The organism is Neisseria sp. RH3002v2g, assembly GCF_014596425.2.
Taxonomy (GTDB): Bacteria; Pseudomonadota; Gammaproteobacteria; order Burkholderiales; family Neisseriaceae; genus Neisseria.
In genome coordinates this window covers 1168382-1194779 of the sequence record NZ_CP110721.1, presented here as the reverse complement: position 1 = coordinate 1194779, position 26398 = coordinate 1168382, and the positions used below count along the sequence as shown (strand labels likewise).

Sequence of the window (26398 nt, the reverse complement as noted above, 5' to 3'; positions counted from 1 at the left end):
CTGAAACTTTTCAGACGGCCTTTTTTATTGGACTGGATAACTTAAAGCGCAAAACCGCTTTCAAATGCGCGGATTTCTCCGCTGACAGGATCGGTGAACTCTATTCTTTTGGCCAAGAGTTTTAAAGGTTTGTCGTAGTCTTCCTCGCCGGCTGCCAATGGGGTAGGGTAAAGCGCATCGTTCATCAGCGGTATGTTCAAACTCATCATATGCACGCGCAGCTGGTGTTTCTTCCCGGTATGCGGCGTGAGGCGGTAGAGGCTGAATGCGCCGCGGTTTTCGATAAGTTCGATGGTCGTGTGGGCGTTGGGTTCGCCTTCCGTTTCACGCGTGAGGAAGAATTTTTCGCCGCGTTCCATTCGGGATGAAATATGCAGCGGATAGTCCAAATCCGTCCGCGTCGGCGCCATCGCTTCATAGGTTTTTCGGACGGTTTTTTCTTGGAACATGGTCTGATAATCGCGACGCGTGGCAGGGTTGAGCGAAAGCAGCATAACGCCTGCTGTATCTTTATCCAAGCGATGAATCGGCGTAATGTCTTCAACATTCAAATGCTGCAATTCAGGCCGCAAACGCAGGCGCGTGAGCAGGGTTTCCCGCAAAAACCTGCCGCTGGGGATGACGGGCAGAAAATGCGGTTTGTCCACCACAAGCAAATGCTCATCAATATGTAAAATCTTTTCTTCAAACGGAATACGCGGCTCGCTCTCACGGCTGGTTTCACGGTAATAAAACATCGCCTTGCCGGGCTCGAATAAAGTATTTTCATCAAACGGTACGCCATCCGCGCCCACCACAAAACCGCTGTTCAGCCGTCGCCGCCAGTTTTCTTCGCCGACAAAGGGAAAATGAGTGCATAAAAAATGCAGCAGCGGCAAGCCGTAAAACTGCTTTTCATGCGGCAAAACCAAGTAGCTGGGTTTGACACCGTCTAAAAGGGGGAGGGGATTGGTATGTTTTTTCATGCGGCGGATTGTACTCGGTTTTAAGGATTTTTTCAGACGGCCTTGTTTATATGGAAAATAAACTTCTAATAATAGATATGTATTGATGCAGGTTTTGTGCTTAAATAGATTCTTCAAATGACCAAAGAAACTGGTTTCTTTGGAACTTGCTTTTGTGGCATGAATTAAAGAAATGATAAAGAAGCAATATTTGAGAAAAGGAGAATATTATGAAGAAAGAAATCAGCATAATCATTATGTTATCCGCATTTTCCGTATCCGCTATGGCGGGAGGGGAAGTTCGGCTCGGTAAGAGTGAGACATACGATAATGAGTATGAGCTTATGGTAGAGCATGAAGTAAATGAAGAAGTTTCACAATTAAATCAAGACGAGTATGCCGCACATCCAATACGTAACGATAGCGGCGTCATGCAGTCAGGGAAAGCTGCTTCAGGCAGACAAGCTGTTTCCCAATACGGAAAACCTAATTTGCCGCCTGTCCGCTTAAATCCGCATCCTTCACGACCTTGATTGCAAAATCAAAGGGCTGCTCCATTTGTTTGGACAGCCCTTTTGTTTTGTTGGCTCACTCACATTTTTGTTTGCGCAAAACAAGTTTGTAATCAGTTTTGATGCTGGTTTGATCGCCAATCATCTTAAAATCATCTATCAAACAACGGTTTTCTGTACATTTTAACGTGAAATCTGCACCGACCCTGTGGCCGTCAAATTGTTTAAATGTTGCCCGGACGGTATGGGGAGAAGTGACCTTGACTTGCAAGGTTTTATGGAAGTTGTCAGGATGATCCTGACCAAAGCCCAAGTAGTAATATATCGGCATGTCACATCCCATCTCCATATCGGGTTGATTACGGATATTAGTGTCAAAATTATTAAATTGTCGGATGATTTTTTGTAATTCAGGCGTGGTAACATGATTGTGTTCAGAGCCTAAATCCACTTTAGACAGATAAACCTTTTTGACTAAATCTATTTTGGCTTGATTATTTGTGGCGTTATTTGCAGCCATCGCTTGGTAGGGTAAACTGGTGGTTAACAAGCCGATAACAAAAAGAGATCGTAGTGTTTTCATGATGTGCATAGGGACGGGATGAAAAGAATCCAAGTATAACGACATTGAATCTATATTGAATATATTTTTAAGAAATTTAAGTTGAAAAGAAGGGGAAGGATGGGAACCATTGAATATGATTCTGCAATCTGCTTTACAGGCCGTCTGAATGCGAAAACCGATTTTCAGACGGCCTTTTGATTTGTTCTCAACCTCACAAACCCTTAAAAATCAGCTATAATGCCCAACTATTTGATTTTCGCTTATCCCATATTGAAATGGCACAAAAAATTCAATCTGTAAAAGGTATGAACGACCTTTTACCTGTCGAACAAAAAGATTTCAAACTGACGGCTGCGTTTTGGCAGGCGTTTGAAGATACGGTTAGTCGTTGGACACGCGCTTACGGCTATCAGCAAATCCGTACGCCGATTGTCGAGCAAACCGGTTTGTTTGTCCGCTCCATCGGCGAGGAAACCGATGTGGTCGGCAAGGAAATGTACACCTTCTCCGATTCAAACGATTCTTTGAGTTTGAGCCTGCGTCCTGAAGGTACGGCTTCTTGTCTGCGTGCGGTGGTCGAACACAACCTTCTGTACAACAGCCCGCAAAAGCTGTGGTATATGGGGCCGATGTTCCGCCGCGAGCGTCCGCAAAAAGGCCGTTATCGTCAGTTCCATCAGGTCGGTATCGAGGCTTTGGGTTTTGAAGGGCCGGATATTGATGCGGAAATCATCGCGATGTCTGCCGACTTATGGGAAAAATTGGGTATTCGCGAATACCTGACTTTGGAAATCAACAGTTTGGGCAACCGTGAGGAACGTGCGGCGCACCGTGCGGCATTGGTTGAATATCTGACCCGTTATGAAGATAAGTTGGATGAAGACAGCAAACGCCGTCTGAAAACCAATCCTTTGCGCGTTTTGGATACGAAAAACCCTGATTTGCAGGAAATCTGCAATGCGGCACCGCGTTTGGTGGATTACTTGGGCGAGGCTTCGCAAAACCACTATGCACGCTTCAAGGCGATGTTGGATGGTTTGGGTATTCAATATGTTGAAAATCCACGCTTGGTCCGCGGTTTGGATTACTACAATCAGACGGTTTTTGAGTGGACGACCGACAAACTCGGCGCGCAGGCGACTGTGTGCGGTGGCGGCCGTTACGACGGTTTGATTGAAGAGCTTGGCGGCAAGCCTGCGCCGTCTATTGGCTTTGCGATGGGTATTGAGCGCCTGCTGCTTTTGGTGAGCGAATACGGCTCGTTGGAAGTGAACGCTGCGCCTGATGTCTATGCAATGCACCAAGGCGAAGGTGCGGATTTGCAGGTGATGAAATACGCGCAAGCCTTGCGCGCACAAGGTTTTAATGTAATGCAGCATTCCGGCTATCAAAGCTTGAAAGCGCAAATGAAAAAAGCAGACAACAGTGGCGCACGCTTTGCCCTGATTGTGGCTCAGGATGAGCTGGCAAACGGTACGGTTACCCTGAAAGATATGCAGGGCAAACACGAACAGAAAACCGTTGCCGCCGCTGATTTGACAGACACTTTACAACAATGGAAGAACGCATAAATGGCAGCCCATTTGGAAGAACAACAAGAGTTAGACAACTTTAAATATTTTTGGAAACGCACCGGCCGTTGGATCTTTGCCTTGCTGATCGTGGCGGCTTTGGGATATTTGGGTTACACCATTTACCAAGGCCAAAAAGCTTCAAAAGATCAGGAAGCAGCAGCCGTATTGGCGCAAATGGTGGAAAAGGCACAGCAAAAAACCGACCCCAAAGCCATCAACGCCGATTTGGCTGAATTGCAAAAAAACTATCCTGATTCTATTTCGACAGCCCAAGCTACCTTGATGGTAGCGGCGACCGAGTTTGATGCCGGCCGTTATGATGTGGCGGAAGGTCATTTGAATTGGGTGCTGAAAAACCAAAACGCACCGCTGGTTCAAGCTTTGGCGGCGCAGCGTTTGGGCGTTGTCCTGTTGCAGCAGAAAAAATACGATGCCGCCATCAATGCACTGAATACTCAGGTTGAGGCTGATTTCGAGCCTTTGATGCTGGAAACCAAAGGCGATGTTTACGTTGCCCAAAATAAAACCAAAGAAGCCGTACAAAGTTACGAAGCTGCTTTGAGCAAATTGCCGCAAACCGCAGTAGGCCGCGAATTGCTGCAAATGAAAATCGACAGCTTGAAATAAGTTTGTTTGAAATCAAGGCCGTCTGAAGTTGCCATGACTTTTCAGACGGCCTACACTTATCCTTATCAACCGTGTTTTTTAAAACACCTGCTTGTGTTCCGCTCCCGTTTTTAGGCGGCACTTGACACAGAAAGACTCCATCATGAAACCAACCATCGCGCTTGTCGGCCGCCCCAATGTCGGCAAATCTACCTTATTCAACCGTTTGACGCGCACCAAAGATGCGCTCGTGCATGACTTGCCCGGCCTGACGCGTGACCGACATTACGGTCATGGCAAGGTCGGCAGCAAACCTTATTTGGTCATCGATACCGGCGGTTTTGAGCCGGTTGTGGACAGCGGCATTTTGCACGAAATGGCAAAACAAACCTTGCAGGCTGTCGATGAAGCCGATGCGGTTGTGTTTTTGGTGGACGGCCGTACCGGTTTGACGCCGCAAGATAAAATCATTGCCGACCGTTTGCGTCAAAGCCCACGTCCTGTTTATTTGGCCGTGAATAAAGGCGAGGGCGGCAATAGGGCCGTGCTTGCCGCCGAGTTCTACGAGCTTGCCCTGGGCGACCCTTATGTTATTTCAGGTGCGCACGGCGATGGCGTGTATTATCTGATTGAGGATATTTTGGAAACCTTCCCCGAGCCTAAAAAGGAAGAGGAAGAAGCGAAACATCCTGTTTTTGCTGTAATCGGCCGTCCAAATGTCGGTAAATCAACCTTGGTAAACGCCATTCTTGGCGAAGAGCGCGTGATTGCCTTTGATATGGCAGGCACGACGCGCGACAGTATCCATATCGATTTTGAACGTGAAGGCAAACCGTTTACCATCATCGATACCGCAGGTGTGCGCCGTCGCGGCAAAGTGGATGAAGCAGTGGAAAAGTTCTCCGTTATCAAAGCCATGCAGGCGGTTGAGGCGGCAAACGTTGCTGTTTTGGTGTTGGATGCGCAACAAGATATCGCCGATCAAGATGCGACGATTGCGGGTTTTGCTTTGGAAGCAGGCCGTGCCTTGGTGGTGGCGGTCAATAAATGGGACGGCATCAGCGAAGAGCGCCGCGAGCAAGTGAAACGCGATATCAACCGCAAACTGTATTTCCTTGATTTTGCTAAGTTTCACTTTATTTCCGCGTTGAAAGAGCGTGGTATAGACGGTTTGTTTGAAAGCATTCAGGCTGCCTACAATGCGGCGATGATTAAGATGCCGACGCCGAAAATCACACGCGTCCTGCAAAGTGCTATCGAGCGCCAACAGCCGCCGCGCGCAGGTTTGGTGCGTCCGAAAATGCGCTATGCCCACCAAGGCGGCATGAATCCGCCGGTGATTGTGGTACACGGTAATTCGCTGCACGCCATTTCTGACAGCTACACGCGCTATCTGACACAAACGTTCCGCAAAGCCTTCAATCTGCAAGGTACGCCGCTCAGAATTCAATACAATGTTTCGGAAAACCCGTATGAAAATGCGGAAGACAAACCGAAGAAAAAACCGCTGCGCCGCGTCAGCCTGAGCAACCGCATTGAGAAACGCGAAGGCCGCAAGGAAGAGAAAAACCGCTTCAAGAAAAAAACCAAAGTCAGCGTGAAAAAACAATTCAGCAAATAAGCATAAAGGCCGTCTGAACGATTTCAGACCGCCTTTTATGATGGAATGTAAGTTATTCATGTTTCATGATATTTATCGATTAGATTTGCTGGAGTCAAAATACATAAAATCGGGATTGGGAAGGGGCGTGAAGATGAAAATGAAACAGTCGGTTTGTCGGGAATTTCCCTTATTGCTGGATTCCTAAACGGTGTGATAGAAAAAAATAGTTGGTAATTTATTCTATTCGGGGCTACAATCCCATCAAACGCCGATTTTGGCGTCTTTACAATCATAATAATGGAGCTCAAGAATATGACAGCTAAAGGACAAATGTTACAAGATCCTTTTTTGAATGCGTTGCGTAAAGAGCACGTTCCGGTTTCAATCTACTTGGTAAACGGCATCAAGCTGCAAGGCCAAGTGGAGTCATTCGACCAGTACGTTGTTCTGCTGCGTAATACTTCCGTCACTCAAATGGTTTACAAACACGCTATCTCAACAATCGTTCCTGCACGCGCAGTCAGCCTGCAACACGAAAACAAACAACCTCAAGCCGCTGCCGCAGCTGCTCCGGTTCAAGTTGAGACTGTGCAACAACCTGCCGAATAAATGATGTAACGCATTCCTGTTTTTCAATACCTTACCGCTTTTGCGGTAGGGTATTTTTATTTTCAGACGACCTTTATCATGCTGCTTGAAAACATTCTTCCCTTTGCCCACTCCCTGTTACGACAAGCCTTAAAAGCAGGCGGCCGCGCTTTGGATGCGACGGCTGGAAACGGGCATGATACTTTGCTGTTGGCGCAATTGGTTGGCGAAACGGGTAGGGTGTGGGCGTTTGATGTGCAATCTAAAGCACTGGCGCAGACTCAAGGCCGTCTGAAAGAAAACGGCGTAGATGGTCGGGTAGTCCTGATACATGACGGCCATGAAAACCTTTTATCTTATATCGACGAGCCTTTAGATGCCGCGGTATTTAATTTCGGTTGGCTGCCGGGCGGCGATAAAAGCTGTACAACTGAAGCAGCAAGCAGTATTCGTGCGCTGACGGATACTTTGGGTTTGCTGAAAGAAGGCGGCCTTGCCGTGGCGGTATTGTATCCGGGGCATGAAGCCGGCCGAATAGAGGCTGAGGCGATTGTGCAATGGGCGGAGGCTTTGCCACAGGAAGCCTTTGCCGTGTTGCGCTATGGCTTTGTCAACCGCCGCAATACGCCGCCCTATCTGCTGGCGGTTGAAAAGTTGCGTCAGAAATAGATGTTTGCGGTAAAATAGCCGCTTTCATTCCCTCTACCGACAAGAAACTGTTATGCAATACCTGTTCGTCAAATACAGCCACCAGATTTTTGTAACCATTACCATTTTGCTGTTTAATATCCGCTTTTTCATGCTTTGGCGTCATCCTGAAAAACCGTTGGCAGGCATTTGGAAAGCCATGCCGCATTTGAACGACACCATGTTGCTGTTTACCGGCTTGTGGCTGATGAAGATTACCCATTTTTCACCGTTCAATGCGCCGTGGCTCGGCATGAAAATCCTGCTGTTGCTGGTTTATATTGTGTTGGGCATGATTATGATGCGTTCGCGTCCGCGTTCGCCGAAATTTTATATCGTCTATATTTTGGCCATGTCGTGTGTTGCCACGATTGTTTTTCTTGCCAAAACCAAAACGCTGCCGTTTTAAAAGAGGCCGTCTGAAATGTATCCGCATTTTGCCGTTGTCGCTTTGGGTAGCAATCTTGCCAATCCTGCCGAACAGGTTCGCGCCGCTTTGGCCGAATTGGCCGAGCATCCGTATATCCGGCTTGAAAAGGCTTCTTCCCTGTATTTGACTGCGCCGGTCGGCTATGACAATCAGCCCGATTTTGTGAACGCCGTGTGTGCCGTGAAAACTTCATTGGACGGCGTGGCGCTGTTGGCAGAGTTAAACCGCATCGAGGCGGAATTTGGGCGCGAGCGTACCTTCCGTAATGCGCCACGCACCTTGGATTTGGACATCATCGATTTTGACGGTATCCGCAGCGATGACCCGCATCTGACCTTGCCGCATCCGCGCGCGCATGAGCGCAGTTTCGTGATGTTGCCGCTGGCTGAAATTCTTCCGGATTTCGAGTTGGGCGAGCATGGCCGTGCGGCTGATTTGGCTCAGGCTTTGGGCGGGCAGGGGATTCGCCTGTTGAAAGAATAAAGGCCGTCTGAAAAACAGGCTGAAACAAGAAAGGGCGTGTTGGACACGCCTTTTTTGCTATAAAATATTGTTGGGAAACACATTACAAAGAGTTACTATGAATCCTCGTTATATTGTTGTCGAAGGCGCCATCGGTAGCGGCAAGACTGCTTTGAGCCGCCGCTTGGCAGAGCATTTCAGTGCGTTGCTGTTGTCGGAAAATCCGGATCACAATCCGTTTCTCATGAAGTTTTACAGCAATGTTTCCAATAATGGCTTGGCCGCCGAGCTTTTCTTCCTGACGCGCCGCGCTGAAAGCGTGAATATTATTGAAGACCATTGTGCGCAAGGTGGAATGGTTGTGGCTGATTTTCTGCCGGAAAAAGACCGCATTTTTACGCCCATCGTTTTGAATGATGACGAGCGGCAGCTTTTTGCCGATATAAAGCAACGCATTTTGCCGCAATACGCGGAACCAGATGTGGTGATTTATCTGCAAACCGCCGTCGAAAACAACCGCAAACGCCTGCAAAAACGTCAAGAGGGTATCATCAGCTTGTTTCCCGAAGGCTATTTGGGACGGGTGCATGACGAATACAGCCATTTCTTCCATTTGTATCAAAGCGCGCCTTTGCTGACCGTCAATGCCGATGAGTTAGATTTGGCTGGCAATGACGACCACTTCCAGCTTTTGTTGCGCGCATTGGAAGATTTTCAAGGTACGCGCAGTTATTTGAATTTAAGCGAAAAATAAACGCAGGCTAGGTTTAGGCCGTCTGAAAGGAATAATATGTCAAAATATCAATTCACACTCCCATCTTCTTCCGGCAGCGATTTTAACTCCGCCGAACATTTGCCGTTGGTTGTCTATTTTTATCCTAAAGACAGCACGCCCGGATGTACCACCGAAGGCTTGGATTTCAATGCCCGATTGGAACAATTCAAAGCATTGGGCTATACCGTTGTCGGCATTTCGCGCGACGGCGTGAAATCGCATCAAAATTTCTGCGCCAAACAAGGCTTCCAGTTTGAATTGTTGAGCGACAAAGAAGAAACCGTCTGCAAACTGTTTGATGTGATCAAGCTGAAAAAGCTTTACGGCAAAGAATCCCTCGGCATTGAGCGCAGCACGTTTGTGCTGGACAAAAACGGCGAAATCGCCCATGAGTGGCGCAAAGTCAAAGTGGCCGGACACGCGCAGGAAGTTTTGGATACAATCTCTCAAGCCTCTTAATAGGGCTTTGAAAACCTAAGGCCGTCTGAGCGGATGTAAAGTCATGCCGTTCAGACGGCCTTTCAATCAGTTTGATGAATATGGACGATTTAATAGACAAGTTGCTTGAATCTCTTTGGCTGCAAGACCGACTCAGCCACAATACGCTGCAAAGTTACCGCCGTGATTTGGTCAAAATCGCTGCGCGTTTGTCTGAGGTTGGACAGGATTGGTTGAGTGCCGATGAGTTTGCCCTGTCTGATGCCGTGTATGCGGAGGGGGAAAAAAACACGTCCCAAGCGCGGGCATTGTCGGCTTGCAAGCGCATGTACGGCTGGTTGGAAGAAACGGGCCAAAGGGCAGACAATCCCACCCGTTTTCTCAAAGCGCCGAAATCGGAACGTAAACTGCCCAAGCTGATTACCGAAGCTCAAATCGACGCGCTGCTGGCTGCGCCGGATGTGGAAACGCCACATGGCCTACGCGACAAAGCCTTGCTTGAAGTCATGTATGCAACAGGTTTGCGCGTGACCGAGGCCGTCAAATTGACGCTCAGCGATATCGATTTACATCGCGGCAGTATCCGCACCATAGGCAAGGGCGACAAATTGCGTCTGGTTCCGCTGGGGCAGGAAGCGGTATATTGGGTGGAACGCTATTACAACGAATCGCGCCCGGTGTTGCTGAAAAACAAAATTTGCGACGAAGTGTTTGTCAGCCAGAAACGCAGCGGCATCAGCCGTCAGCTTGCATGGATGATAGTCAAAGAATATGCCGAAGCGGCCGGTATTGCTTCGCTCAGTCCGCATGGTTTGCGCCATGCTTTTGCCACGCATTTGGTCAATCACGGCGTCGATTTGCGCTCGGTCCAGATGATGTTGGGACATTCCGACATCAATACCACGCAGATTTATACCCATGTGGCCAATATCCGTTTGAAAAACATGGTTGATGAACACCATTCCCGTTCATAAATAAAGGCGGCATTTCGAAGATGCCGCCTTTTGTTATCGTGGCCGTCTGAACGGTTATAAAGTTTACTATTTATAAAATAACAATCAAAATACAAATTTACATAGAAAAATTTCAAAACAAAAGGATGGTGCCAATATTGCAATGCAAACCGTTTTTATTTATATTTACGTTCAAGAATAAATCCTACTCTCAATTACAGAGGGTAACAAAATTATTGGAGCACATCATGTTTGTCTGCATCTGCAATGCCATTACTGACCACGACATCAAAGAGACCATCGCCGCCGGTGCAACCACCATGAGCGATTTGCAGGCTCAATTGGGCGTGGCGACTTGTTGCGGTTGCTGCGGCGAATTGGCTGCATCGTTTTTGACTGCAAGCAGTGCCCAAAATACCGTGACTGCCGGTATCAACGTTCAGTCTTAATTCAGAATACACATAAAGGCCGTCTGAAGGCGTTATCTCGCGCCTGTTCAGACGGCCTTTGTCATGCCTGTATGGTTTGGCGGCATTTTGCTATACAATGGCCGCTTTTGTCCCTCCGAGAGTAACCGCGATGAAACTGACCTTGATGTTTCGGGAATATTGCAGTCTGTGCCACAAAATGCGCGAACAATTAAAGCCTTATCAGGAGCAGTTTGGATTTGAGCTGGATATTGTCGATGTTGATGAAGATCCGGTTTTAGAAGAAAAGTACAATGAGCTGGTGCCTGTTTTGCTGGATGGCGATACCGAAATCTGCCATTGGTTTTTGGACGAAGAAAAACTAAAAGCGCATTTGAGCGCATAATAAACCGTTGACCATATTATCTTTCAGACGGCCTTTGGCTGTTTATGCCGTCTGAACATTGATTTTATTATGACTGAAAAACTTTCTCCCGATGCGCTGATTGAAGCGGCGCTGTTGACGCAAGTCGAACCCTTAAACGAAAAAGCCATGCGCGAATTGTGCGTGCCGCCGTTGTCGCAAGACAAGCTGATTGACGTGTTGGCGCAACTGAAAGCCCGTTGGCAGGATAGGGCTTTGCAATTGGTGCATACCCATGAGGGCTGGCGCTTTCAAATTGCCCAAGCCGCATTTGAACGACTGGGCAGCCTGCAAGAGCAGTGCGCGCCGCGTTATTCCCGTGCCGTGATGGAGACGCTGGCGATTATTGCCTATCAGCAACCGGTAACGCGTGGCGATATAGAAGGCATACGCGGCGTGGCGGTGTCGCAAAATGTGATGCAAACCTTGCAGGATAGGGGCTGGATTGAAGTCATCGGCCACCGTGATTCTGTCGGCCGTCCAGCTTTGTGGGCGACCACGGCAACATTCTTAAGCGATTTGCGTTTGGAAAGTTTGGAAGAATTGCCGCCGCTGACTGAATTGGGTGAGCTGGTGTTGCCTGATTTAATGGAAACGCCGCCGACAGGCGATGAGGAAGCTGAAGAAGCAGTAGAGCCTGAAAGCAGGCTGATTAATTGATTTAAATGTAAAGGCCGTCTGAAACAATCGTGTTTCAGACGGCCTTTGTGTTGGTTATTCTAGCGTTTTATGGCATTAAATGAACGCTCTATATCATTGAATACGTCAGCCGGGGTAACAATATAGCGTGGTGTATTGGGTAGTTTCTTAAAAAAATAATTTGTTTAAAATAAATATCTTAGATAAATCATAAGAAAAATCTGATTCAAACTATAAAAAATCTTAGTTATAATCAGCTTATCTAAAGCTATTCCGCATAAGCGCGGGTGATTTACTAAGGAATACTGCAATGCTGTTGGCACTTTCTTTGCGTGATTTTGTCATTGTTGAAAACCTGAATCTTGATTTTCAAAACGGCTTTACCGTTTTAACGGGCGAAACCGGCGCAGGCAAATCGATTACTCTGGATGCGATTGGCCTGTTGTTGGGCGATAAAGCCGATTACAGCCAAGTGCGCAACGGCGCCAAAGAGGCGCAGTTGTCGGCTTTGTTTGACATCAGCGGTTTGCCCGAACTGAAAGTGCAGCTGCAGGAGCAAGGCCTTTTGGAAGAAGATGCGGAAGAGCTCAGCATCCGCCGTATTATCGATGCCAAGGGCAAAAGCCGCAGTTATATCAATAACCAAGCGGCAACGCTGGCGCAGTTGAAAGCCATCGGCGAGCAGTTAATCGATATTCACGGACAAAATGCCCATCATTCGTTGAATCAAGAATCTGCGCAACGCGAGTTGTTGGACGCATTTGCCGGCAGCAAAGAGCAGGCAGAGACGGTCAAACAGCTTTATCAAAACTGGGTCAATGCGAAAAAGGCACTGCAAGAAGCGCAAGAGCAGGCAGAAACCATGGCCATCGAACGCGAGCGTTTGGAATGGCAGTTTAATGAATTAAACCAATTGGAGCTCAAACCCAACGAATGGGAAACCTTAAGCCAAAGCCACGATAGCCTGGCGCATTCGGCCGAGTTGCTGCAAACCGCCGAGCAGGTGGGCGAAAGCATAGACGGCGACAACGGCATCCAACGTCAAATCTACCAATGCCAAAAATTGCTGGGCAATCTGCAAAACATTGAACCGCGCTTTGCCGAAAGCCTGAATATGTTGGCAAGTATTGAAGCCGAGTTGGGGGAAATCAGTGCCAATATGCGCGATGTGGCCGGCCGCAGCGATATCGATCCGAATGAATTGGCCGCACAAGAAAGCCGGATGGGCGAATTGATGAGCATGGCGCGCAAATACCGCATTGAGCCGGAAGAGTTACCGCAAAAGTTGGCGGAAATTGACGAGCGCCTGCAAAACCTGCAAGCAGCTGCCGATTTGGAAGCCTTGGAAAATGCAGTCGCACGCAATCTTGCCGAATACCATGAAGCCGCTCACGTTCTCTCCGCCATGCGCCATCAGGCGGCCGGCCGTTTGGGCGAAGAGACCACCGAGCATATGCAGCATTTGGCCATGAAGGGCGCACGTTTTGACATCGTCTTGTTGCCGTCTTCGCCGACTGCACATGGCCTGGAACAAGTGCAATTCCAAGTGGCGGCGAATAAAGGCAATCCGTCCCGTCCTTTGAACAAAGTGGCTTCCGGCGGCGAATTGGCGCGTATCAGCTTGGCTTTGCAAGTGGTTGCCAGCCAATACACGCAAGTGCCGACATTGATTTTTGACGAAGTGGATACCGGTATCGGTGGCGGCGTCGCCGAAATGGTCGGTAAAGCTTTGCGTGCCTTGGGTAAAAAACATCAAGTCTTGGCGGTAACCCATCTTCCCCAAGTCGCCTCTTGCGGTGAAAACCATTGGCAAGTGCGCAAACATAGCGAAGGCGAACAAACCGTCAGCGAAATCAGCGTATTGGATCATCATCAGCGCATTGAGGAAATCGCGCGTATGTTGGGCGGCGAAATCATTACCGATACCACACGCAGCCATGCTGCCGAACTCTTACATCTGGCCACCGCCTAAAAGCCTTAAGGCCGTCTGAAAATGAAATTCAGACGGCCTTTCCCGTATTTTGCGCCCTTTCAGACAAGCAGAATACAAGGTATGATTATAGCGTCTGTTTATAAGGAAATTTTGATGAAAGTCCTGTTTATCGCCGATCCGATGGCAAGTTTTAAAACCTATAAAGACACTACTTACGCCATGATGCGTGAAATGGCAAAGCGCGGTTGGCAGCTTTTTCATACCTTGAGCGGAGAATTGTCCGTCCGTGAAGGCTGGGTGGTGGCTCAGGCGGCGGCATTTGAGTTTGTCGGTGCGAAGAACGATGACGATCACGAATGGTTTAAAGCAGAGGCAAAAGTTCAGACTGCCTTAAAAGATTTTGATGCGGTCATTATGCGCACTGATCCGCCGTTTGATATGCAATATCTATACGCGACCCAGTTTTTAACTTTAGCACAGCAGCAGGGCGCAAAAGTATTTAACAGCGGGCAGGCAATGCGCGATTTCAATGAGAAATTGGCGATTTTGAACTTCAGCCAGTTTACCGCGCCGACTTTGGTTACCACACGTTCCGCCGATGTCCGTGCCTTTTTGAAAGAACACGGCGACATCATCATCAAACCTTTGGACGGCATGGGCGGTATGGGCATTTTCCGCTTGACCGAATCAGACCCCAATATCGGCAGTATTTTGGAAACCTTGATGCAGCTTGATTCACGCACCATCATGGCACAACGTTATATTCCTGAAATCGTACATGGCGACAAGCGTATTCTGATTATCGGTGGGGAAGTTGTTCCGTATGCTTTGGCGCGCATTCCGCAAAATGGCGAAACACGCGGCAACTTGGCTGCCGGCGGCCGCGGCGTGGCGCAGGAATTGAGCGAGCGCGACCGTGAGATTGCAGAAACCCTTGCGCCGGAATTGAAGCGCCGCGGTATTTTGCTTGCCGGTTTGGATGTCATCGGCAGCAATCTGACCGAAGTCAACGTAACCAGCCCGACCGGCTTCCAAGAAATCATGAAGCAAAAAGATTTCGACGTTGCCGCCATGTTCGCAGATGCCGTGGAATCTTGGGCAAAACAATAAATCCAAAGGCCGTCTGAACATTGACCCGACCGTTTTTTTCAGACGGCCTTTTTATGTTGAGTATATGATGAAACCATCTTCCTACGCTTCCGAGAAAAAAGGTAAAAACGGCATCAAGCGCATCATTAATGCGTTTGGTTATTCCAAAGATGGACTGGCTGCCGCATATCGTTATGAAAGCGCATTTCGCCAAGTTTTTTGGTTGAATCTGATTTTAATTTTCTTGGCGTTGTTTCTTGATTTCGCCCCGGTCACCAAAATGGTGCTTGTTGTCGCATCGTTTATTTCACTGATTACCGAATTGTTTAATACCGCGATCGAGGCGGCTGTTGACCATACCTCTACTGAAAAACACGAGCTGGCCAAGCGTGCCAAAGATGCCGGTTCGGCCGCGCAACTGATGGCTTTGTTCATGTTGTTTATTGTTTGGATTGTTGCATTAACTGCTTAGAAATGTGGTAATATGGTAATTCATTAGGATTAGATAGTATTAGTTAATCTATATCAAAGTTTTCAGACGGCCTTCGGTTGTAAGATGAAGGCCGTATATCCCAGCCATTTGGCAAACATAAGGAGCAAAAGATGAAAAAATTAATGGCAACCCTGATTCTGGCAGGCTTGGCAACTTCCGTATCTGCAGCCGGTATCCATATTGAAGACGGTTGGGCACGTTCTACCGTTGAAGGTATGAAAATGGGTGGCGCATTCATGAAAATCCAAAACGATGAAGCCAAACAAGACTTCTTGGTAGGCGGCAGCAGCCCTGTTGCCGAACGTGTTGAAGTACACACTCACGTGAACGACAACGGCGTTATGCGTATGCGCGAAGTTAAAGGCGGCGTGCCTTTGGCTGCGAAAGGCGTAACCGAGCTGAAACCAGGCAGCTACCACGTTATGTTCATGGGTTTGAAAAAACAATTGAAAGAAGGCGAAAAAGTACCTGTAACCCTGAAATTCAAAAACGCGAAACCTCAAACTGTCGAGCTGGAAGTTAAAACCGCACCTAAAGCCGACATGAACCACGACCACGGTGCTCACGGTGGCGCGCATCAGCACTAATTGCTTGAATTTGCATATAAAGGCCGTCTGAAAGCCATTGGGCTTTCAGACGGCCTTTTCTGTCGTTAAATCAAAATGTGCTAAAATTACGCTTTAAAAAATGCATTTAAAACCCACATTCCCCTCATGAATACTACCAACACACCAACAAACATCATCGTCGGTCTTTCCGGCGGCGTCGATTCATCCGTTACCGCGGCCCTGCTCAAACAGCAAGGCCATCAAATCAGCGGCGTGTTCATGCAGAACTGGGAAGATGACGACAACGACGAATATTGCAGCATCAAACAAGACTCCTTTGATGCCATTGCTGTTGCCGATATCATCGGAATCGATATCGACATCGTCAATTTTGCCGCGCAATATAAAGACAATGTATTTGCCTATTTCCTCAAAGAATACAGCGCAGGCCGTACGCCAAACCCGGACGTCTTGTGCAATGCCGAAATCAAATTCAAATGCTTTTTGGACTACGCCATAGAGCAGGGCGCCGATACCATTGCTACCGGACACTATGCCCGCAAAGAAGTGCGCAACGGCGTGCATTACCTGCTCAAAGGCTTGGATCAAAACAAAGATCAAAGCTATTTCCTGTACCGTCTCAAGCCTTTCCAACTCGAACGCGCGATTTTCCCATTGGGCGAATTGGAGAAGCCTGAAGTCCGCCGTCTTGCCGAAGAATTCAAATTACCGACTGCAACCAAAAAAGACAGTACCGGTATTTGCTTTATTGGCGAACGCCCGTTCCGCGAATTTCTGCAAAAATACTTGCCGACCAATAATGGCAAAATAGTTACCCCCGAAGGCAAAGTAGTCGGTGAACACGTCGGTTTGATGTTTTACACACTGGGCCAACGCAAAGGCTTGGGTATTGGCGGCGCAGGCGAGCCATGGTTTGTCGCGGCCAAGGATTTGACCAAAAACGAACTGATTGTCGTCCAAGGCCATGACCATCCTTTGCTTTATACACAAAGCCTGATTATGAACGATTTGAGTTTCACATTGCCCGAACGTCCGAAAGAAGGCCGCTATACCTGCAAAACGCGCTACCGCATGGCTGACGCGCCTTGTACGTTGCGTTACTTGGATGATGAAAACATCGAGCTTGTCTTTGACGAGCCGCAATGGGCAGTAACACCCGGACAATCTGCGGTACTGTATGACGGCGATGTGTGCTTGGGCGGCGGTATCATCATGTCCACCGACAAGCCTGTCATTATTACTGCTTAATAAGAGGGCCGTCTGAAAACAAAGTAGCAGATTGAATAAAGCCTTCAGACGGTCTTGATTCCAAAAAACGATTCAATAAAAGACTGATCAATATGGAAAAACTCTGGCTCAAAAGCTACGAACAAGGCGTAAGCCCTGAAATCGATATCTCTCAATACAGCTCCATCAGCGACGTATTCCGTCAAAGTGTCGAGAAATTTGCGGATAAACCTGCTTTTCAAAACATGGGCAAAACGCTTACTTATGCCGAAGTGGGCAAGTTGGCTACCGATTTTGCGTCTTACCTGCAAAACGTATTGGAACTGCCGCGCGGTGAGCGCGTGGCGATTATGATGCCGAACGTTTTGCAATATCCGATTGCGCTTTTCGGTATTCTGCAGGCCGGTTTGGTGGCAGTGAACACCAATCCGCTTTATACGCCGCGTGAGTTGGAGCATCAGTTGAAAGACAGCGGCGCGACAACGATTGTCGTGTTGGAGAACTTTGCCAATACGTTGGAGTTGGTGTTGCCGCGTACGCAAATCAAACATGTGATTGTCGCGTCGGTCGGCGAGATGTTCGGCATGATTAAAGGCGCGTTGATGAATTTCGTCATCCGAAAAGTGAAAAAAATGGTGCCGGAATACCGTATTCCCAATACCGTGACTTTTCAGACGGCCTTGAAGCAAGGTGCAGAAAATACGTTCAAGCCAGTCGAATTGACGCGCGATGATACTGCACTGCTGCAATATACTGGCGGCACGACCGGCGTGGCGAAAGGCGCCGTCCTCAGCCACGGCAACATCTGCGCCAATATGTTGCAGGCAAAAGAATGGATTAGAAACAGTCTGCGCGAAGGCGAAGAAACGGTTATTGCCGCGTTGCCGCTTTATCATATCTTTGCCTTGACGGTAAACCTGATGATTTTTGCGAATACCGGTTCCAAAATCATCCTGATTACCAACCCCCGCGATATGAAAGGGTTTATCGGTGAATTGAAAAAAGAGCCGATCAGCGTGTTCATCGGTGTGAATACCCTGTTTAATGCGATGGTCAACCGTCCGGATTTCGCCGAAGTCGATTTTTCCCGTTTGAAGCTGACTTTGGGCGGCGGTATGGCAACGCAAAAAGCCGTAGCGGAAAAATGGAAAAAAATTACCGGTACGCCGATTGTGGAAGCTTACGGTTTGACCGAAGCCAGCCCGGGCGTATGTTGCAATCCTTTGAATATCGAGGCTTACAGCGGCGGTATCGGTTTGCCGGTTCCTTCGACCGAAGTCGAATTGCGCGATGCGGACGGCAAAGAAGTGCCTATCGGACAGCCGGGCGAATTGTGGGTACGCGGTCCGCAAGTGATGAAAGGCTATTGGAACCGTCCTGAAGAAACCGCCAAAGCAATCGATGCACGCGGCTTTTTAGAGACCGGCGACATTGCCGTGATGGATGAAAAAGGCTGGCTGAAGCTGGTGGACCGCAAAAAAGATTTGATTGTGGTATCCGGTTTCAATGTATATCCGAACGAAATCGAAGAAGTGGTGGCCAGCAACGACAAAGTCTTGGAAGTCGCCTGTATCGGCGTGGCAAGCGAGAAAACCGGTGAAGCGATTAAGGTCTTCGTCGTACGCAAAGACCCGTCTTTGACCAAGGAAGAACTGATCGATTTCTGCCGCAAAGAACTGACGGCGTATAAAGTGCCGAAAGACATCGAATTCCGCGACGAGTTGCCAAAATCCAACGTTGGCAAAATCCTGCGCCGCGAGCTGCGCTGATATACAGAATCAGTATGATAAGGCCGTCTGAAAACGCTGTTTTCAGACGGCCTGAAGCTTTTGCCGTTTGCCAGAATATGCTGCTTCAAGTTAAAATCACACATTCCAACATGGGTATCACATCATGACTAAATTTATTTTCGTAACCGGCGGCGTTGTATCTTCTTTGGGTAAAGGTATCGCCGCCGCTTCTATTGCTACTATTCTCGAGTCGCGTGGCTTGAACGTGACCATGCTTAAACTCGACCCGTATATCAACGTTGACCCGGGTACCATGAGCCCGTTTCAACACGGTGAAGTATTCGTGACCGATGACGGCGCGGAAACCGACCTCGACCTCGGTCACTACGAGCGTTTCATTAACGCCACCATGACCCGCCGCAACAGCTTCAGTACCGGCCAAGTCTATGAAAACGTGATTGCTAAAGAGCGTCGTGGCGACTATTTGGGCGGTACTGTACAAGTGATTCCGCACATTACCGATGAAATCAAACGCCGTATCCATGAAGGCGCGGCCGGTTATGATGTGGCGATTGTCGAAATCGGCGGTACAGTCGGCGATATCGAATCGTTGCCTTTCTTGGAAGCCATCCGTCAAATGCGCAGCCAGCTCGGCCGCAACAATACATTGTTTGCCCACCTGAGCTATGTTCCTTACATTGCCGCCGCCGGCGAAATCAAAACCAAACCGACCCAGCATACCGTTAAAGAAATGTTGAGCATTGGTTTGCAACCGGACATCCTGATCTGCCGTATGGACAGAGAAATGCCTGCGGACGAGCGCCGTAAGATTGCATTGTTCTGTAACGTTGAAGAACGTGCCATCGTGGGCAGCTACGATGTGGAAAGCATTTACGAATGCCCTGAAATGCTGCACAACCAAGGCATCGACAACATCATTACCGAGCAGCTCCAACTGAATGTCAAACAAGCTGATTTGACCGAATGGAAGAAAATCGTTCACGCGATTCAAAATCCGAAACACACCGTCAAAATCGCAATGGTCGGCAAATACGTTGATTTGACCGAGTCCTACAAATCATTGATCGAAGCCCTGAAACACGCCGGTATTCATACTGAAACCGATGTACAAATTACCTTTGTCGACAGCGAAAGCATCGAGAAGAGCAATGGCGACGTTTCCATGCTCAAAGACATGGATGCGATTTTGGTGCCGGGCGGCTTCGGTTCACGCGGCGTAGAAGGCAAAATTGCCGCCGTACGCTATGCGCGTGAAAACAACGTACCATACTTGGGCATCTGCCTGGGCATGCAAATCGCCCTGATCGAATACGCCCGCGACGTTGCAGGCTTGAAAGGTGCGAACTCTACCGAGTTTGACTTGAAATGCGCCGCGCCTGTCGTTGCCCTCATTGACGAATGGCAAACTGCCGACGGCAGCGTAGAAACCCGTGACGAATCTGCCGATTTGGGCGGCACCATGCGTTTGGGCGCTCAAGAAGTTGACCTCAAACCGGGCAGCCTTGCCGCAAAAATCTACGGCAGCGAACATATCCGTGAACGTCATCGCCACCGCTACGAGGTCAACAACAACTATGTTCCTCAGTTGGAAAAAGCCGGTTTGGTCATCGGTGGTGTATCCGCAGGTCGCGAGCGTTTGGTTGAAACCATCGAATTGCCAAATCATCCTTGGTTCTTCGCGTGTCAGTTCCATCCGGAATTTACTTCCAATCCGCGCAAAGGCCATCCTTTGTTCAGCGCGTTTGTGAAAGCTGCGTTGGGTAACAAAAAAGCCTGATTGATGTGATTGAAAAAGCACCCGTTATCCGGGTGCTTTTTTGTTTTCAGACGGCCTTAGAAGTTATTTGTCTTCATTGACTTCGCGGTCGTTCAAAGGTTGTACGGGACGGTTGTTTTCGCCGCCGATAATGTCGCGCATGGCTTTGAACTGTGCCGCATCAGCTTGAACCGGAGTTTTTAAGACAACCCAAGTCACGTTTTCGCTGCAAGGCGGCGTTGTTAGCGAGCCTTTTAGTTGGAAGGACTTGCTATCTTTAGGCAGCAGGGCTTGGATATTCAAGTTTTTCAAGGTTACGGATTCGCCCGCTTTCAGTTTTTTGGCAGTGAGTGCGGACAAGGCAGGATTGTTTTTGCCCGGTTTAAATACAGAGCCGATGACCGCCAAAGTGCCGTCTTCGGCTTGATGGACGAAATGCGCTTCCATCGGGAAATGTTTGCCTTTGAAAGTATGTTCGCTCGGCGTATGGAAGTGGAATTGCTTGAAGGTATAGGTTTTACCGTTAATCACGATGGTTTGTGCCTTGCCTTGCGGCGTAGCTTGAAGGGTATGGCCGTTATTTTCTACTTTGTAGTCGGCGACGTTGTAACGGTATGCCGGTTGTTTGCCTTTTACTGTTTTTGTCGTGGAGAAGTCCACTGGAGATTGCTGTTTGCCTGTTTTGCAGACAGCAAAGTCTTCACTCAAATCGCCCCAGTGTGCAGCATCGTTTTCACCTGTGTAAGACCAATGTGCATGATGGGTTTCGGCGGATACCGTTGCAGTAGAGACAGCCATTAGCAAAGATAAAAAGAGATGTTTGTTCAACATAAGGGCTCCTATTTATTTACATTAGGTAAAAGGAAAAATTTATACCATATAAATTATTGATATAAAAAAACTTCTTCATAAGAAGAAAGTTAATGATAGTGGCAATTTGGGAATGTTGGGTTGATATATGGCAAACATTTATCAAGCAATCATTTTTGATTAAATAATTGCAATAGGAGGGTTGGTTGTCCTTGTCGTGACTTTGAATAGGAGAGGCCGTCTGAAATTTCTTTCAGACGGCCTGTTTTATTTGAAAATGTTGTAAAAAGTCTAAACTCTAATGAATAAAAGTGTTTCTCAAGATGAAAGTAGTTGTTTGTAGCGCTGGAAAACATTAATATTGCTAAACGTGTTTTCACGAGATTTTAACTTTGTTTTGGAGAGAATAATGAAAAAATCGATTATCGCTTTGGTTATTGCCGGTTTGCCGCTGGCTGCATCTGCAGAAGTGATTCTGTATGGTCAAATCAAAAGCAGCGTGACCGTCGGTCAAGTAAAAATCAAAGGTGATGCAGGTTCTGAAACCAGCTCTACCGCAACCAGCATCAATGACAATACTTCCCGTATCGGTTTCAAAGGCAGCGAGAACTTGGGCGGCGATTTGAAAGCCATTTGGCAGGTAGAACAAAAAACGGCCATTACCGGTGGTTCCCAAGGTTTTGCCACTCGGGACTCCTTCATCGGCCTGCAAGGTAACTTCGGTAAGATTCGCGCCGGTAAACTCAGCAATATGCTGAATGAAATGGACACCATCGATCCATGGATGTACAAAACCAATGCCGCAGGCTTGGGCATCTTTACCCGTACCGGCAACCGTAACGCCGCTGTACGCTACGACAGCCCGGATTTCGGTGGATTCAAATTCAACGTGTCTTACGCACCGCGCGACAACCGCAATCCTTCAGACAAATACACGCACACCAAACCGGCTAAAGACCAATACACCGGCGGCGTGAGCTTCTCTAAAAACGGCTTTACCGCCAATGCGGCTTACGGCCACTACAACGGCGCGTACACCGACAAATCAGGCAAAGTCAAAGCGGCGCAAATCGCCAAAGTTGAAACTTACTACAATAAAGACAATCTCTTTGTCGGCGGTGGTGTACACTATGCCAAAGGCCATGAGACAGCCAACAAATATTTAGGCTATTTCACCGATGATTTTAATAAGTACAAGGGTAGTGACATCACTACCGACTTAGGCAAAGAGGAAGCCGTGAAAGTGGTTGATGCAGCGGTAACTGTCGGCTACAAATTGGGCAATGTGACCCCACGCATTACTTACGCGCACGGCTGGCCTGCCAAGGGCGTGAACAGCGGCGAGAAATTGGTGGATAAATTCGACCAAGTTGTTGTCGGCGGCCAATACACCTTCAGCAAACGCACCGGCGTCAATGCCCAACTGGCGTATTTGAAAGTCGGCAACAAAACCCGTCTGACTGCAGCCAACAAAGGCGGCGTTGAACAAAAAGCCGCTTCTGTGGGTCTGTATCACAAATTCTAAGCTGTCTCTAAAGACAAGGCCGTCTGAAAAATTTCAGACGGCCTTTTTGTTGATTAAAGCTGTTTATTTGTCGTGGTTGCTCAGCGTGGTACCGTGACGGCCGCCGCGTTCTTTCAAACGTTGTACCAAACCTTCGACCGTTGTCGGCATACCGTCGACACAGAATGCCTGATACAGGGCGGTGTGCAGGGCATCGTTGCGGCTGAACGCATTGCCGATCAGCTTCCAATCGCCTTTGCGCGGCTCGATCCAGCGGCGGTTTACTGTATCGCCGTAAGCGAATACTTTGTAAGACGAACGCTTGTCGTTGCTGTAAGTAAAGGACGTGCGGGCGCAATAGAGGCCTTCGACGGAGAGGTTGTCGTAGCCTTTGTCGGAGCGAACGTTCAAGACGTAGCGGATGCTGTTGTCCGGCGCAGGCATGATTTGCAGGCTGCTGAGCAGGATTTTGGGCTGCTTGCCGTAGGTTTCGTTGACATAGAGGTCGAACCAATCGCCCGATTGGGTATCGGGCAGGGGCGGCAACTCGGCTTTGTGTTCTTTAAATTCGCGTGCGGCAACTTCTTCAGGGCTTTCCTGATAACGCGTGTTGGTCAGCGTATCTTTTTGGCTGAAACCCAAAGCAAATGCTTGAGTCGCGGCAAGGCTGAGAGCGAGAAGGGCAAAACGGCGCATAGACAGCTCCAAAGTGAAAAACGGCTTTATTTTATGGGCTTGCAGGGTGGGGTGCAAGTAAGTGCGGTATAATTGACGTTAATTCTGATTAATATGACGAATTTTTATACTAAGGACGTAGCGGTAAAAATACAGGAAGGTTAATCGATCGCAAAGCAGCTTTGAAACAACGATTAAATCGATAACAAGATAAATGCTAAGGGGAAAATATGAAATTAGACAATGTACTAAGTGAGTTAGTAGAACTATATTCAAGAACAACCCCATTTCCTTCAAATAAATTAGAATTTTCATTTGAAGAGCTGGATATTTCATCCTCATCTTTTCAAGGGGAGCTTTTATATTATTATCAGCATGTCCAAATGAAGGGGGATTGTTATTTTGGAAATAGTAATTTCAATTTAATATTGCTGCCTTTACATTCTGAATTTACAACAGTCGAACATTGGGCTTTGCAAGATTATGAAGAATTTATAGATGGGAAATATCAAATTTTTGCTTGTACAGATAGTGATGCCATTATTTTTTGCGATGTAACTCATTTAATGTCTCCTGTATATGCAAGGAAGACCAGGAGACCCGAATTTTTATCAGTTGAGTAATAGTCTGACAGAATTTTTTATGTTTTACATTGCTTTCACAAAGATGCAACAAACAAGAGAATTTGAAACATCTACTGAGTATTTTGCAGAAACATCCATATTGATTGAAAAATATATTTCTAAAAATTCACAAAATACCGCAAAAAAATTTCTTTTACATTAAAAATGCTGAATTCCCTAAAATAGTTAAAAGTTAAATTTATCATTGCGTTAGTTATAGCTGAATAGTTGTGCCGCTGTTGGTAACGCGGCAATAAAACCTAACCCCAATACACCTATGGAGCCTTATGAATACACAAACTCTGGATGTCATCGGTTTGAAATGCCCGCTGCCGATTTTGCGTGCTAAAAAAGCTTTGGCGCAAATGCAGGAGGGCGAAGTGCTGACCGTATTGGCTACCGATGGCGGCGCGCCCGGCGATTTTGAAGCGTTTTGCCGTCAGACCGGACATGTCTTGTTGGAATCGAGCGAAGCCGACGGCGTGTTCAAGCTGGTGTTGAAACACAAATAAGGCCGTCTGAAATGTCTAAAGCCGTCGCGTTGTGTGCCGCCGTATTGGCCGTCTGCCTGAGTGCATGCGGCAAGGAAGGCGTTTCGCCGCAGAACGCTGCCGATTATGCCCAAAATGTCACTGACTTGTTCCGCCAAAGCTGCGTGGCCTCAGACGGCGATGCCGCCCTTGTCGGCGAGTTTGCCAATGCCAACAAACTGGTTTTATTGTCGAAAAAAGATATTGCCGATTTGCCTGCCGGAATGATGGATTTGGAGGCATTAAGCATTTGGAAGAAAACGGAAAACGGCGTAGATTATTATTTGAGCCTGACTGAAGACAGTTGCAGCGTGCGCACGGCTAAAGCCGACGACCATCTGATTTTCAAACAATTTTTAGCTTTGGCAGAAAATCCGCCGCAAGGTTTGAACGCTGAGTTGCGTGCCGATAATTTGGCGGAAGCCCCGTTGCCTATGCGTCAGATTTCCTACGCATGGCGCGCGTCCGGCAGTCCGAAAGAAACCTTGCTGACCGTCAAAACAACGTCGTCCGAGCATTTTCCGGTACAGGCTGTTTTTTATTTGACCCATCATTCTTACGACAATAAGGCCGCCGTTTTGCCTTAGGCCGGTTGACGATTGAAACATCAAATCGATAGAAACCGTTACCGCCGAATAAAGGCCGTCTGAAACATTATCAAACCAAACCACTCGAAAGTAAGCTATGCAAACCCTGACCATCATCCGCCCCGACGATATGCACTTACACCTGCGCGACGGCGACGCGCTCAAAGCCGTTGCCCCCTACACCGCCCGACAAATGGGTCGCGCGGTTATCATGCCCAACCTGAAGCCGCCCGTTGTCAGCATTGCCGATGCCCAAGCATACAAAGAGCGCATTATGGCCGCCCTGCCAGAAGGCAGTGCCTTTCAGCCGTTGATGACGCTTTATTTGACCGACAACGCTACTCCCGAACTCGTGCGTGAAGCCAAGGCTGCCGGTATCGTGGCTTTCAAACTCTATCCAGCAGGCGCGACCACCAATTCCGATTCCGGCGTGACCGACTTGTTTAAGCTAATTCCCGTGTTGGAAGAAATGGCGAAACAGGGTATTTTGTTCTTGGTTCACGGCGAAGTAACCGACCCCGAAATCGATATTTTCGACCGCGAGGCCGCCTTTATCGAGCGCGTGATGAAGCCGGTTCTGGCGCAAGTGCCCAACCTCAAGGTCGTGTTTGAACACATCACCACTGCCGAAGCAGCCCGACTGGTATTGGAAGCTGGCGATAATGTGGCCGCGTCCGTGACGCCGCAACACTTGCTGCTCAACCGCAACGACCTTTTGGTCGGCGGCGTGCGCCCTCATCATTTCTGCCTGCCGGTTCTCAAACGCGAAACCCACCGTCAGGCTTTGGTTGCCGCCGTTACCGGTGATAAGGCGCACAAATTCTTCCTCGGCACGGATTCTGCACCACATGCCAAAACTGCCAAAGAAAATGCTTGCGGTTGTGCCGGTATGTTCAGCGCGATGACTGCCATTGAGCTTTATGCTGAAGTGTTTGAGAAAGCAGGCGCGTTGGACAAACTGGAAGCCTTTGCTTCTAGAAACGGTTCGCACTTCTACGGTCTGCCTGAAAATACCGATACCATCACATTGGTCAAACAAACACAAACCGTACCTATCAGCGTACCTTACGGCGATGGCGAGCTTGTACCGATGAGGGCCGGCGGTGAGATTGAATGGACGGTGCAATATTAAATTTGCTGTCAATAAGGCATAAAAAGAAACAACCTGCTTGAAAGGGCAGGTTGTTTTTTTATTGTCGTTCAGACGGCCTGTCGTGGGGAGGGGAGACAGACAAGGCCGTCTG

General features: G+C 48.2%; 30 protein-coding genes. 26 read left to right on the top strand and 4 right to left on the bottom strand.

The features are described from left to right. Positions 1 to 41: 41 nt before the first annotated feature. Positions 42 to 965, bottom strand: coding sequence for an RluA family pseudouridine synthase (locus BBP27_RS05745; protein WP_188212353.1), 924 nt, complete (start codon positions 963 to 965; stop codon positions 42 to 44). Between the two features lie 209 nt (positions 966 to 1174). Between BBP27_RS05745 and BBP27_RS05740 the strand changes: the two genes are divergently transcribed. Next, on the top strand, positions 1175 to 1477 hold the full coding sequence (locus BBP27_RS05740) for a hypothetical protein (RefSeq protein ID WP_188212354.1): 303 nt from the start codon (positions 1175 to 1177) through the stop codon (positions 1475 to 1477). 55 nt (positions 1478 to 1532) lie between these two features. Here the strand turns inward: BBP27_RS05740 and BBP27_RS05735 are convergent, their stop codons facing one another. Further along, the gene (locus BBP27_RS05735; protein ID WP_223168979.1) at positions 1533 to 2039 is read right to left on the bottom strand and encodes a hypothetical protein; all 507 of its coding nucleotides are present in this window, start codon (positions 2037 to 2039) and stop codon (positions 1533 to 1535) included. Positions 2040 to 2296: 257 nt separating this feature from the next. On the opposite strand from BBP27_RS05735, the gene hisS reads away from it, so the two are divergent. The 20 genes from hisS to pyrG all read left to right on the top strand — a co-directional run bounded on the left by hisS (position 2297) and on the right by pyrG (position 20446). After that, positions 2297 to 3592, top strand: coding sequence for a histidine--tRNA ligase (gene hisS, locus BBP27_RS05730; RefSeq protein ID WP_049322756.1), 1296 nt, complete (start codon positions 2297 to 2299; stop codon positions 3590 to 3592). Continuing rightward, positions 3593 to 4222, top strand: a complete 630-nt coding sequence (locus BBP27_RS05725; protein ID WP_049322720.1) for a YfgM family protein — start codon at positions 3593 to 3595, stop codon at positions 4220 to 4222. It begins immediately after the preceding gene. Between the two features lie 142 nt (positions 4223 to 4364). Continuing rightward, positions 4365 to 5822 carry a ribosome biogenesis GTPase Der gene (der, locus tag BBP27_RS05720; RefSeq protein ID WP_188212356.1) on the top strand — a complete coding sequence of 486 codons (1458 nt, stop codon included), beginning with the start codon at positions 4365 to 4367 and terminating at the stop codon, positions 5820 to 5822. Between the two features lie 294 nt (positions 5823 to 6116). After that, positions 6117 to 6413: an RNA chaperone Hfq gene (gene hfq, locus BBP27_RS05715; RefSeq protein ID WP_036493792.1), complete on the top strand. Its 297-nt coding sequence runs from the start codon at positions 6117 to 6119 to the stop codon at positions 6411 to 6413. A gap of 78 nt (positions 6414 to 6491) precedes the next feature. Beyond that, positions 6492 to 7061: a tRNA 5-(aminomethyl)-2-thiouridylate-methyltransferase MnmM gene (gene mnmM / locus BBP27_RS05710; RefSeq protein WP_188212357.1), complete on the top strand. Its 570-nt coding sequence runs from the start codon at positions 6492 to 6494 to the stop codon at positions 7059 to 7061. Positions 7062 to 7113: 52 nt separating this feature from the next. Next, on the top strand, positions 7114 to 7488 hold the full coding sequence (locus BBP27_RS05705) for a SirB2 family protein (protein ID WP_036491806.1): 375 nt from the start codon (positions 7114 to 7116) through the stop codon (positions 7486 to 7488). 15 nt (positions 7489 to 7503) lie between these two features. Next, positions 7504 to 7992: a 2-amino-4-hydroxy-6-hydroxymethyldihydropteridine diphosphokinase gene (gene folK, locus BBP27_RS05700; RefSeq protein WP_188212358.1), complete on the top strand. Its 489-nt coding sequence runs from the start codon at positions 7504 to 7506 to the stop codon at positions 7990 to 7992. Between the two features lie 97 nt (positions 7993 to 8089). Continuing rightward, entirely contained in the window at positions 8090 to 8725 is a 636-nt protein-coding gene (locus tag BBP27_RS05695; protein ID WP_070838434.1) for a deoxynucleoside kinase, read from the top strand. 36 nt (positions 8726 to 8761) lie between these two features. Further along, positions 8762 to 9205, top strand: coding sequence for a peroxiredoxin (locus tag BBP27_RS05690; RefSeq protein WP_003745910.1), 444 nt, complete (start codon positions 8762 to 8764; stop codon positions 9203 to 9205). A 74-nt stretch (positions 9206 to 9279) separates the two neighbouring features. Next, entirely contained in the window at positions 9280 to 10158 is an 879-nt protein-coding gene (xerD, locus tag BBP27_RS05685; RefSeq protein WP_502887190.1) for a site-specific tyrosine recombinase XerD, read from the top strand. 227 nt (positions 10159 to 10385) lie between these two features. Next, on the top strand, positions 10386 to 10586 hold the full coding sequence (locus BBP27_RS05680) for a (2Fe-2S)-binding protein (protein ID WP_003681978.1): 201 nt from the start codon (positions 10386 to 10388) through the stop codon (positions 10584 to 10586). 130 nt (positions 10587 to 10716) lie between these two features. Further along, positions 10717 to 10950: a glutaredoxin family protein gene (locus BBP27_RS05675; RefSeq protein WP_036472354.1), complete on the top strand. Its 234-nt coding sequence runs from the start codon at positions 10717 to 10719 to the stop codon at positions 10948 to 10950. A gap of 69 nt (positions 10951 to 11019) precedes the next feature. Further along, positions 11020 to 11628 carry an SMC-Scp complex subunit ScpB gene (gene scpB / locus BBP27_RS05670; RefSeq protein ID WP_188212360.1) on the top strand — a complete coding sequence of 203 codons (609 nt, stop codon included), beginning with the start codon at positions 11020 to 11022 and terminating at the stop codon, positions 11626 to 11628. Between the two features lie 289 nt (positions 11629 to 11917). Next, positions 11918 to 13579, top strand: a complete 1662-nt coding sequence (gene recN / locus BBP27_RS05665) for a DNA repair protein RecN (protein WP_188212361.1) — start codon at positions 11918 to 11920, stop codon at positions 13577 to 13579. A 114-nt stretch (positions 13580 to 13693) separates the two neighbouring features. After that, entirely contained in the window at positions 13694 to 14650 is a 957-nt protein-coding gene (gene gshB, locus BBP27_RS05660) for a glutathione synthase (RefSeq protein WP_188212362.1), read from the top strand. Between the two features lie 67 nt (positions 14651 to 14717). Beyond that, a complete protein-coding gene (locus BBP27_RS05655) occupies positions 14718 to 15101 on the top strand; it encodes a diacylglycerol kinase (protein ID WP_188212385.1) in 384 nt (127 codons plus the stop codon). A gap of 131 nt (positions 15102 to 15232) precedes the next feature. Then, on the top strand, positions 15233 to 15709 hold the full coding sequence (locus tag BBP27_RS05650; RefSeq protein ID WP_188212363.1) for a copper chaperone PCu(A)C: 477 nt from the start codon (positions 15233 to 15235) through the stop codon (positions 15707 to 15709). Positions 15710 to 15835: 126 nt separating this feature from the next. Continuing rightward, entirely contained in the window at positions 15836 to 16939 is a 1104-nt protein-coding gene (mnmA, locus tag BBP27_RS05645; protein WP_188212364.1) for a tRNA 2-thiouridine(34) synthase MnmA, read from the top strand. Positions 16940 to 17031: 92 nt separating this feature from the next. Continuing rightward, positions 17032 to 18687: an AMP-binding protein gene (locus BBP27_RS05640; protein ID WP_188212365.1), complete on the top strand. Its 1656-nt coding sequence runs from the start codon at positions 17032 to 17034 to the stop codon at positions 18685 to 18687. Positions 18688 to 18811: 124 nt separating this feature from the next. After that, a complete protein-coding gene (gene pyrG / locus BBP27_RS05635) occupies positions 18812 to 20446 on the top strand; it encodes a CTP synthase (RefSeq protein ID WP_070607863.1) in 1635 nt (544 codons plus the stop codon). Between the two features lie 63 nt (positions 20447 to 20509). Here pyrG and BBP27_RS05630 read toward each other — a convergent pair whose 3' ends face one another. Next, positions 20510 to 21256, bottom strand: coding sequence for a carbonic anhydrase (locus BBP27_RS05630; protein ID WP_070607861.1), 747 nt, complete (start codon positions 21254 to 21256; stop codon positions 20510 to 20512). A gap of 388 nt (positions 21257 to 21644) precedes the next feature. On the opposite strand from BBP27_RS05630, the gene BBP27_RS05625 reads away from it, so the two are divergent. After that, entirely contained in the window at positions 21645 to 22760 is a 1116-nt protein-coding gene (locus tag BBP27_RS05625; protein WP_070607859.1) for a porin, read from the top strand. Positions 22761 to 22823: 63 nt separating this feature from the next. Here BBP27_RS05625 and BBP27_RS05620 read toward each other — a convergent pair whose 3' ends face one another. Then, on the bottom strand, positions 22824 to 23435 hold the full coding sequence (locus BBP27_RS05620) for a CNP1-like family protein (protein ID WP_036491852.1): 612 nt from the start codon (positions 23433 to 23435) through the stop codon (positions 22824 to 22826). A gap of 209 nt (positions 23436 to 23644) precedes the next feature. Here BBP27_RS05620 and BBP27_RS05615 point away from each other — a divergent pair, with 209 nt between their 5' ends. From BBP27_RS05615 to pyrC, 4 genes are all read left to right on the top strand, one after another. Then, positions 23645 to 24037, top strand: a complete 393-nt coding sequence (locus BBP27_RS05615; protein WP_223168980.1) for a hypothetical protein — start codon at positions 23645 to 23647, stop codon at positions 24035 to 24037. A 287-nt stretch (positions 24038 to 24324) separates the two neighbouring features. Further along, a complete protein-coding gene (locus BBP27_RS05610; protein ID WP_003681929.1) occupies positions 24325 to 24549 on the top strand; it encodes a sulfurtransferase TusA family protein in 225 nt (74 codons plus the stop codon). 11 nt (positions 24550 to 24560) lie between these two features. Next, entirely contained in the window at positions 24561 to 25154 is a 594-nt protein-coding gene (locus BBP27_RS05605) for an NMCC_0638 family (lipo)protein (protein WP_070588346.1), read from the top strand. A gap of 97 nt (positions 25155 to 25251) precedes the next feature. Further along, the gene (gene pyrC, locus BBP27_RS05600) at positions 25252 to 26286 is read left to right on the top strand and encodes a dihydroorotase (RefSeq protein WP_070504408.1); all 1035 of its coding nucleotides are present in this window, start codon (positions 25252 to 25254) and stop codon (positions 26284 to 26286) included. The last annotated feature ends 112 nt before the right edge of the window (positions 26287 to 26398 follow it).

Excerpts from the sequence above, each read along its gene's own strand:
- BBP27_RS05745 (WP_188212353.1), bottom strand. The coding sequence starts at position 965 with ATGAAAAAACATACCAATCCCCTCCCCCTTTTAGACGGTGTCAAACCC.
- BBP27_RS05740 (WP_188212354.1), top strand. The coding sequence starts at position 1,175 with ATGAAGAAAGAAATCAGCATAATCATTATGTTATCCGCATTTTCCGTA.
- BBP27_RS05735 (WP_223168979.1), bottom strand. The coding sequence starts at position 2,039 with ATGAAAACACTACGATCTCTTTTTGTTATCGGCTTGTTAACCACCAGT.
- hisS (WP_049322756.1), top strand. The coding sequence starts at position 2,297 with ATGGCACAAAAAATTCAATCTGTAAAAGGTATGAACGACCTTTTACCT.
- BBP27_RS05725 (WP_049322720.1), top strand. The coding sequence starts at position 3,593 with ATGGCAGCCCATTTGGAAGAACAACAAGAGTTAGACAACTTTAAATAT.
- der (WP_188212356.1), top strand. The coding sequence starts at position 4,365 with ATGAAACCAACCATCGCGCTTGTCGGCCGCCCCAATGTCGGCAAATCT.
- hfq (WP_036493792.1), top strand. The coding sequence starts at position 6,117 with ATGACAGCTAAAGGACAAATGTTACAAGATCCTTTTTTGAATGCGTTG.
- mnmM (WP_188212357.1), top strand. The coding sequence starts at position 6,492 with ATGCTGCTTGAAAACATTCTTCCCTTTGCCCACTCCCTGTTACGACAA.
- BBP27_RS05705 (WP_036491806.1), top strand. The coding sequence starts at position 7,114 with ATGCAATACCTGTTCGTCAAATACAGCCACCAGATTTTTGTAACCATT.
- folK (WP_188212358.1), top strand. The coding sequence starts at position 7,504 with ATGTATCCGCATTTTGCCGTTGTCGCTTTGGGTAGCAATCTTGCCAAT.
- BBP27_RS05695 (WP_070838434.1), top strand. The coding sequence starts at position 8,090 with ATGAATCCTCGTTATATTGTTGTCGAAGGCGCCATCGGTAGCGGCAAG.
- BBP27_RS05690 (WP_003745910.1), top strand. The coding sequence starts at position 8,762 with ATGTCAAAATATCAATTCACACTCCCATCTTCTTCCGGCAGCGATTTT.
- xerD (WP_502887190.1), top strand. The coding sequence starts at position 9,280 with ATGAATATGGACGATTTAATAGACAAGTTGCTTGAATCTCTTTGGCTG.
- BBP27_RS05680 (WP_003681978.1), top strand. The coding sequence starts at position 10,386 with ATGTTTGTCTGCATCTGCAATGCCATTACTGACCACGACATCAAAGAG.
- BBP27_RS05675 (WP_036472354.1), top strand. The coding sequence starts at position 10,717 with ATGAAACTGACCTTGATGTTTCGGGAATATTGCAGTCTGTGCCACAAA.
- scpB (WP_188212360.1), top strand. The coding sequence starts at position 11,020 with ATGACTGAAAAACTTTCTCCCGATGCGCTGATTGAAGCGGCGCTGTTG.
- recN (WP_188212361.1), top strand. The coding sequence starts at position 11,918 with ATGCTGTTGGCACTTTCTTTGCGTGATTTTGTCATTGTTGAAAACCTG.
- gshB (WP_188212362.1), top strand. The coding sequence starts at position 13,694 with ATGAAAGTCCTGTTTATCGCCGATCCGATGGCAAGTTTTAAAACCTAT.
- BBP27_RS05655 (WP_188212385.1), top strand. The coding sequence starts at position 14,718 with ATGAAACCATCTTCCTACGCTTCCGAGAAAAAAGGTAAAAACGGCATC.
- BBP27_RS05650 (WP_188212363.1), top strand. The coding sequence starts at position 15,233 with ATGAAAAAATTAATGGCAACCCTGATTCTGGCAGGCTTGGCAACTTCC.
- mnmA (WP_188212364.1), top strand. The coding sequence starts at position 15,836 with ATGAATACTACCAACACACCAACAAACATCATCGTCGGTCTTTCCGGC.
- BBP27_RS05640 (WP_188212365.1), top strand. The coding sequence starts at position 17,032 with ATGGAAAAACTCTGGCTCAAAAGCTACGAACAAGGCGTAAGCCCTGAA.
- pyrG (WP_070607863.1), top strand. The coding sequence starts at position 18,812 with ATGACTAAATTTATTTTCGTAACCGGCGGCGTTGTATCTTCTTTGGGT.
- BBP27_RS05630 (WP_070607861.1), bottom strand. The coding sequence starts at position 21,256 with ATGTTGAACAAACATCTCTTTTTATCTTTGCTAATGGCTGTCTCTACT.
- BBP27_RS05625 (WP_070607859.1), top strand. The coding sequence starts at position 21,645 with ATGAAAAAATCGATTATCGCTTTGGTTATTGCCGGTTTGCCGCTGGCT.
- BBP27_RS05620 (WP_036491852.1), bottom strand. The coding sequence starts at position 23,435 with ATGCGCCGTTTTGCCCTTCTCGCTCTCAGCCTTGCCGCGACTCAAGCA.
- BBP27_RS05615 (WP_223168980.1), top strand. The coding sequence starts at position 23,645 with ATGAAATTAGACAATGTACTAAGTGAGTTAGTAGAACTATATTCAAGA.
- BBP27_RS05610 (WP_003681929.1), top strand. The coding sequence starts at position 24,325 with ATGAATACACAAACTCTGGATGTCATCGGTTTGAAATGCCCGCTGCCG.
- BBP27_RS05605 (WP_070588346.1), top strand. The coding sequence starts at position 24,561 with ATGTCTAAAGCCGTCGCGTTGTGTGCCGCCGTATTGGCCGTCTGCCTG.
- pyrC (WP_070504408.1), top strand. The coding sequence starts at position 25,252 with ATGCAAACCCTGACCATCATCCGCCCCGACGATATGCACTTACACCTG.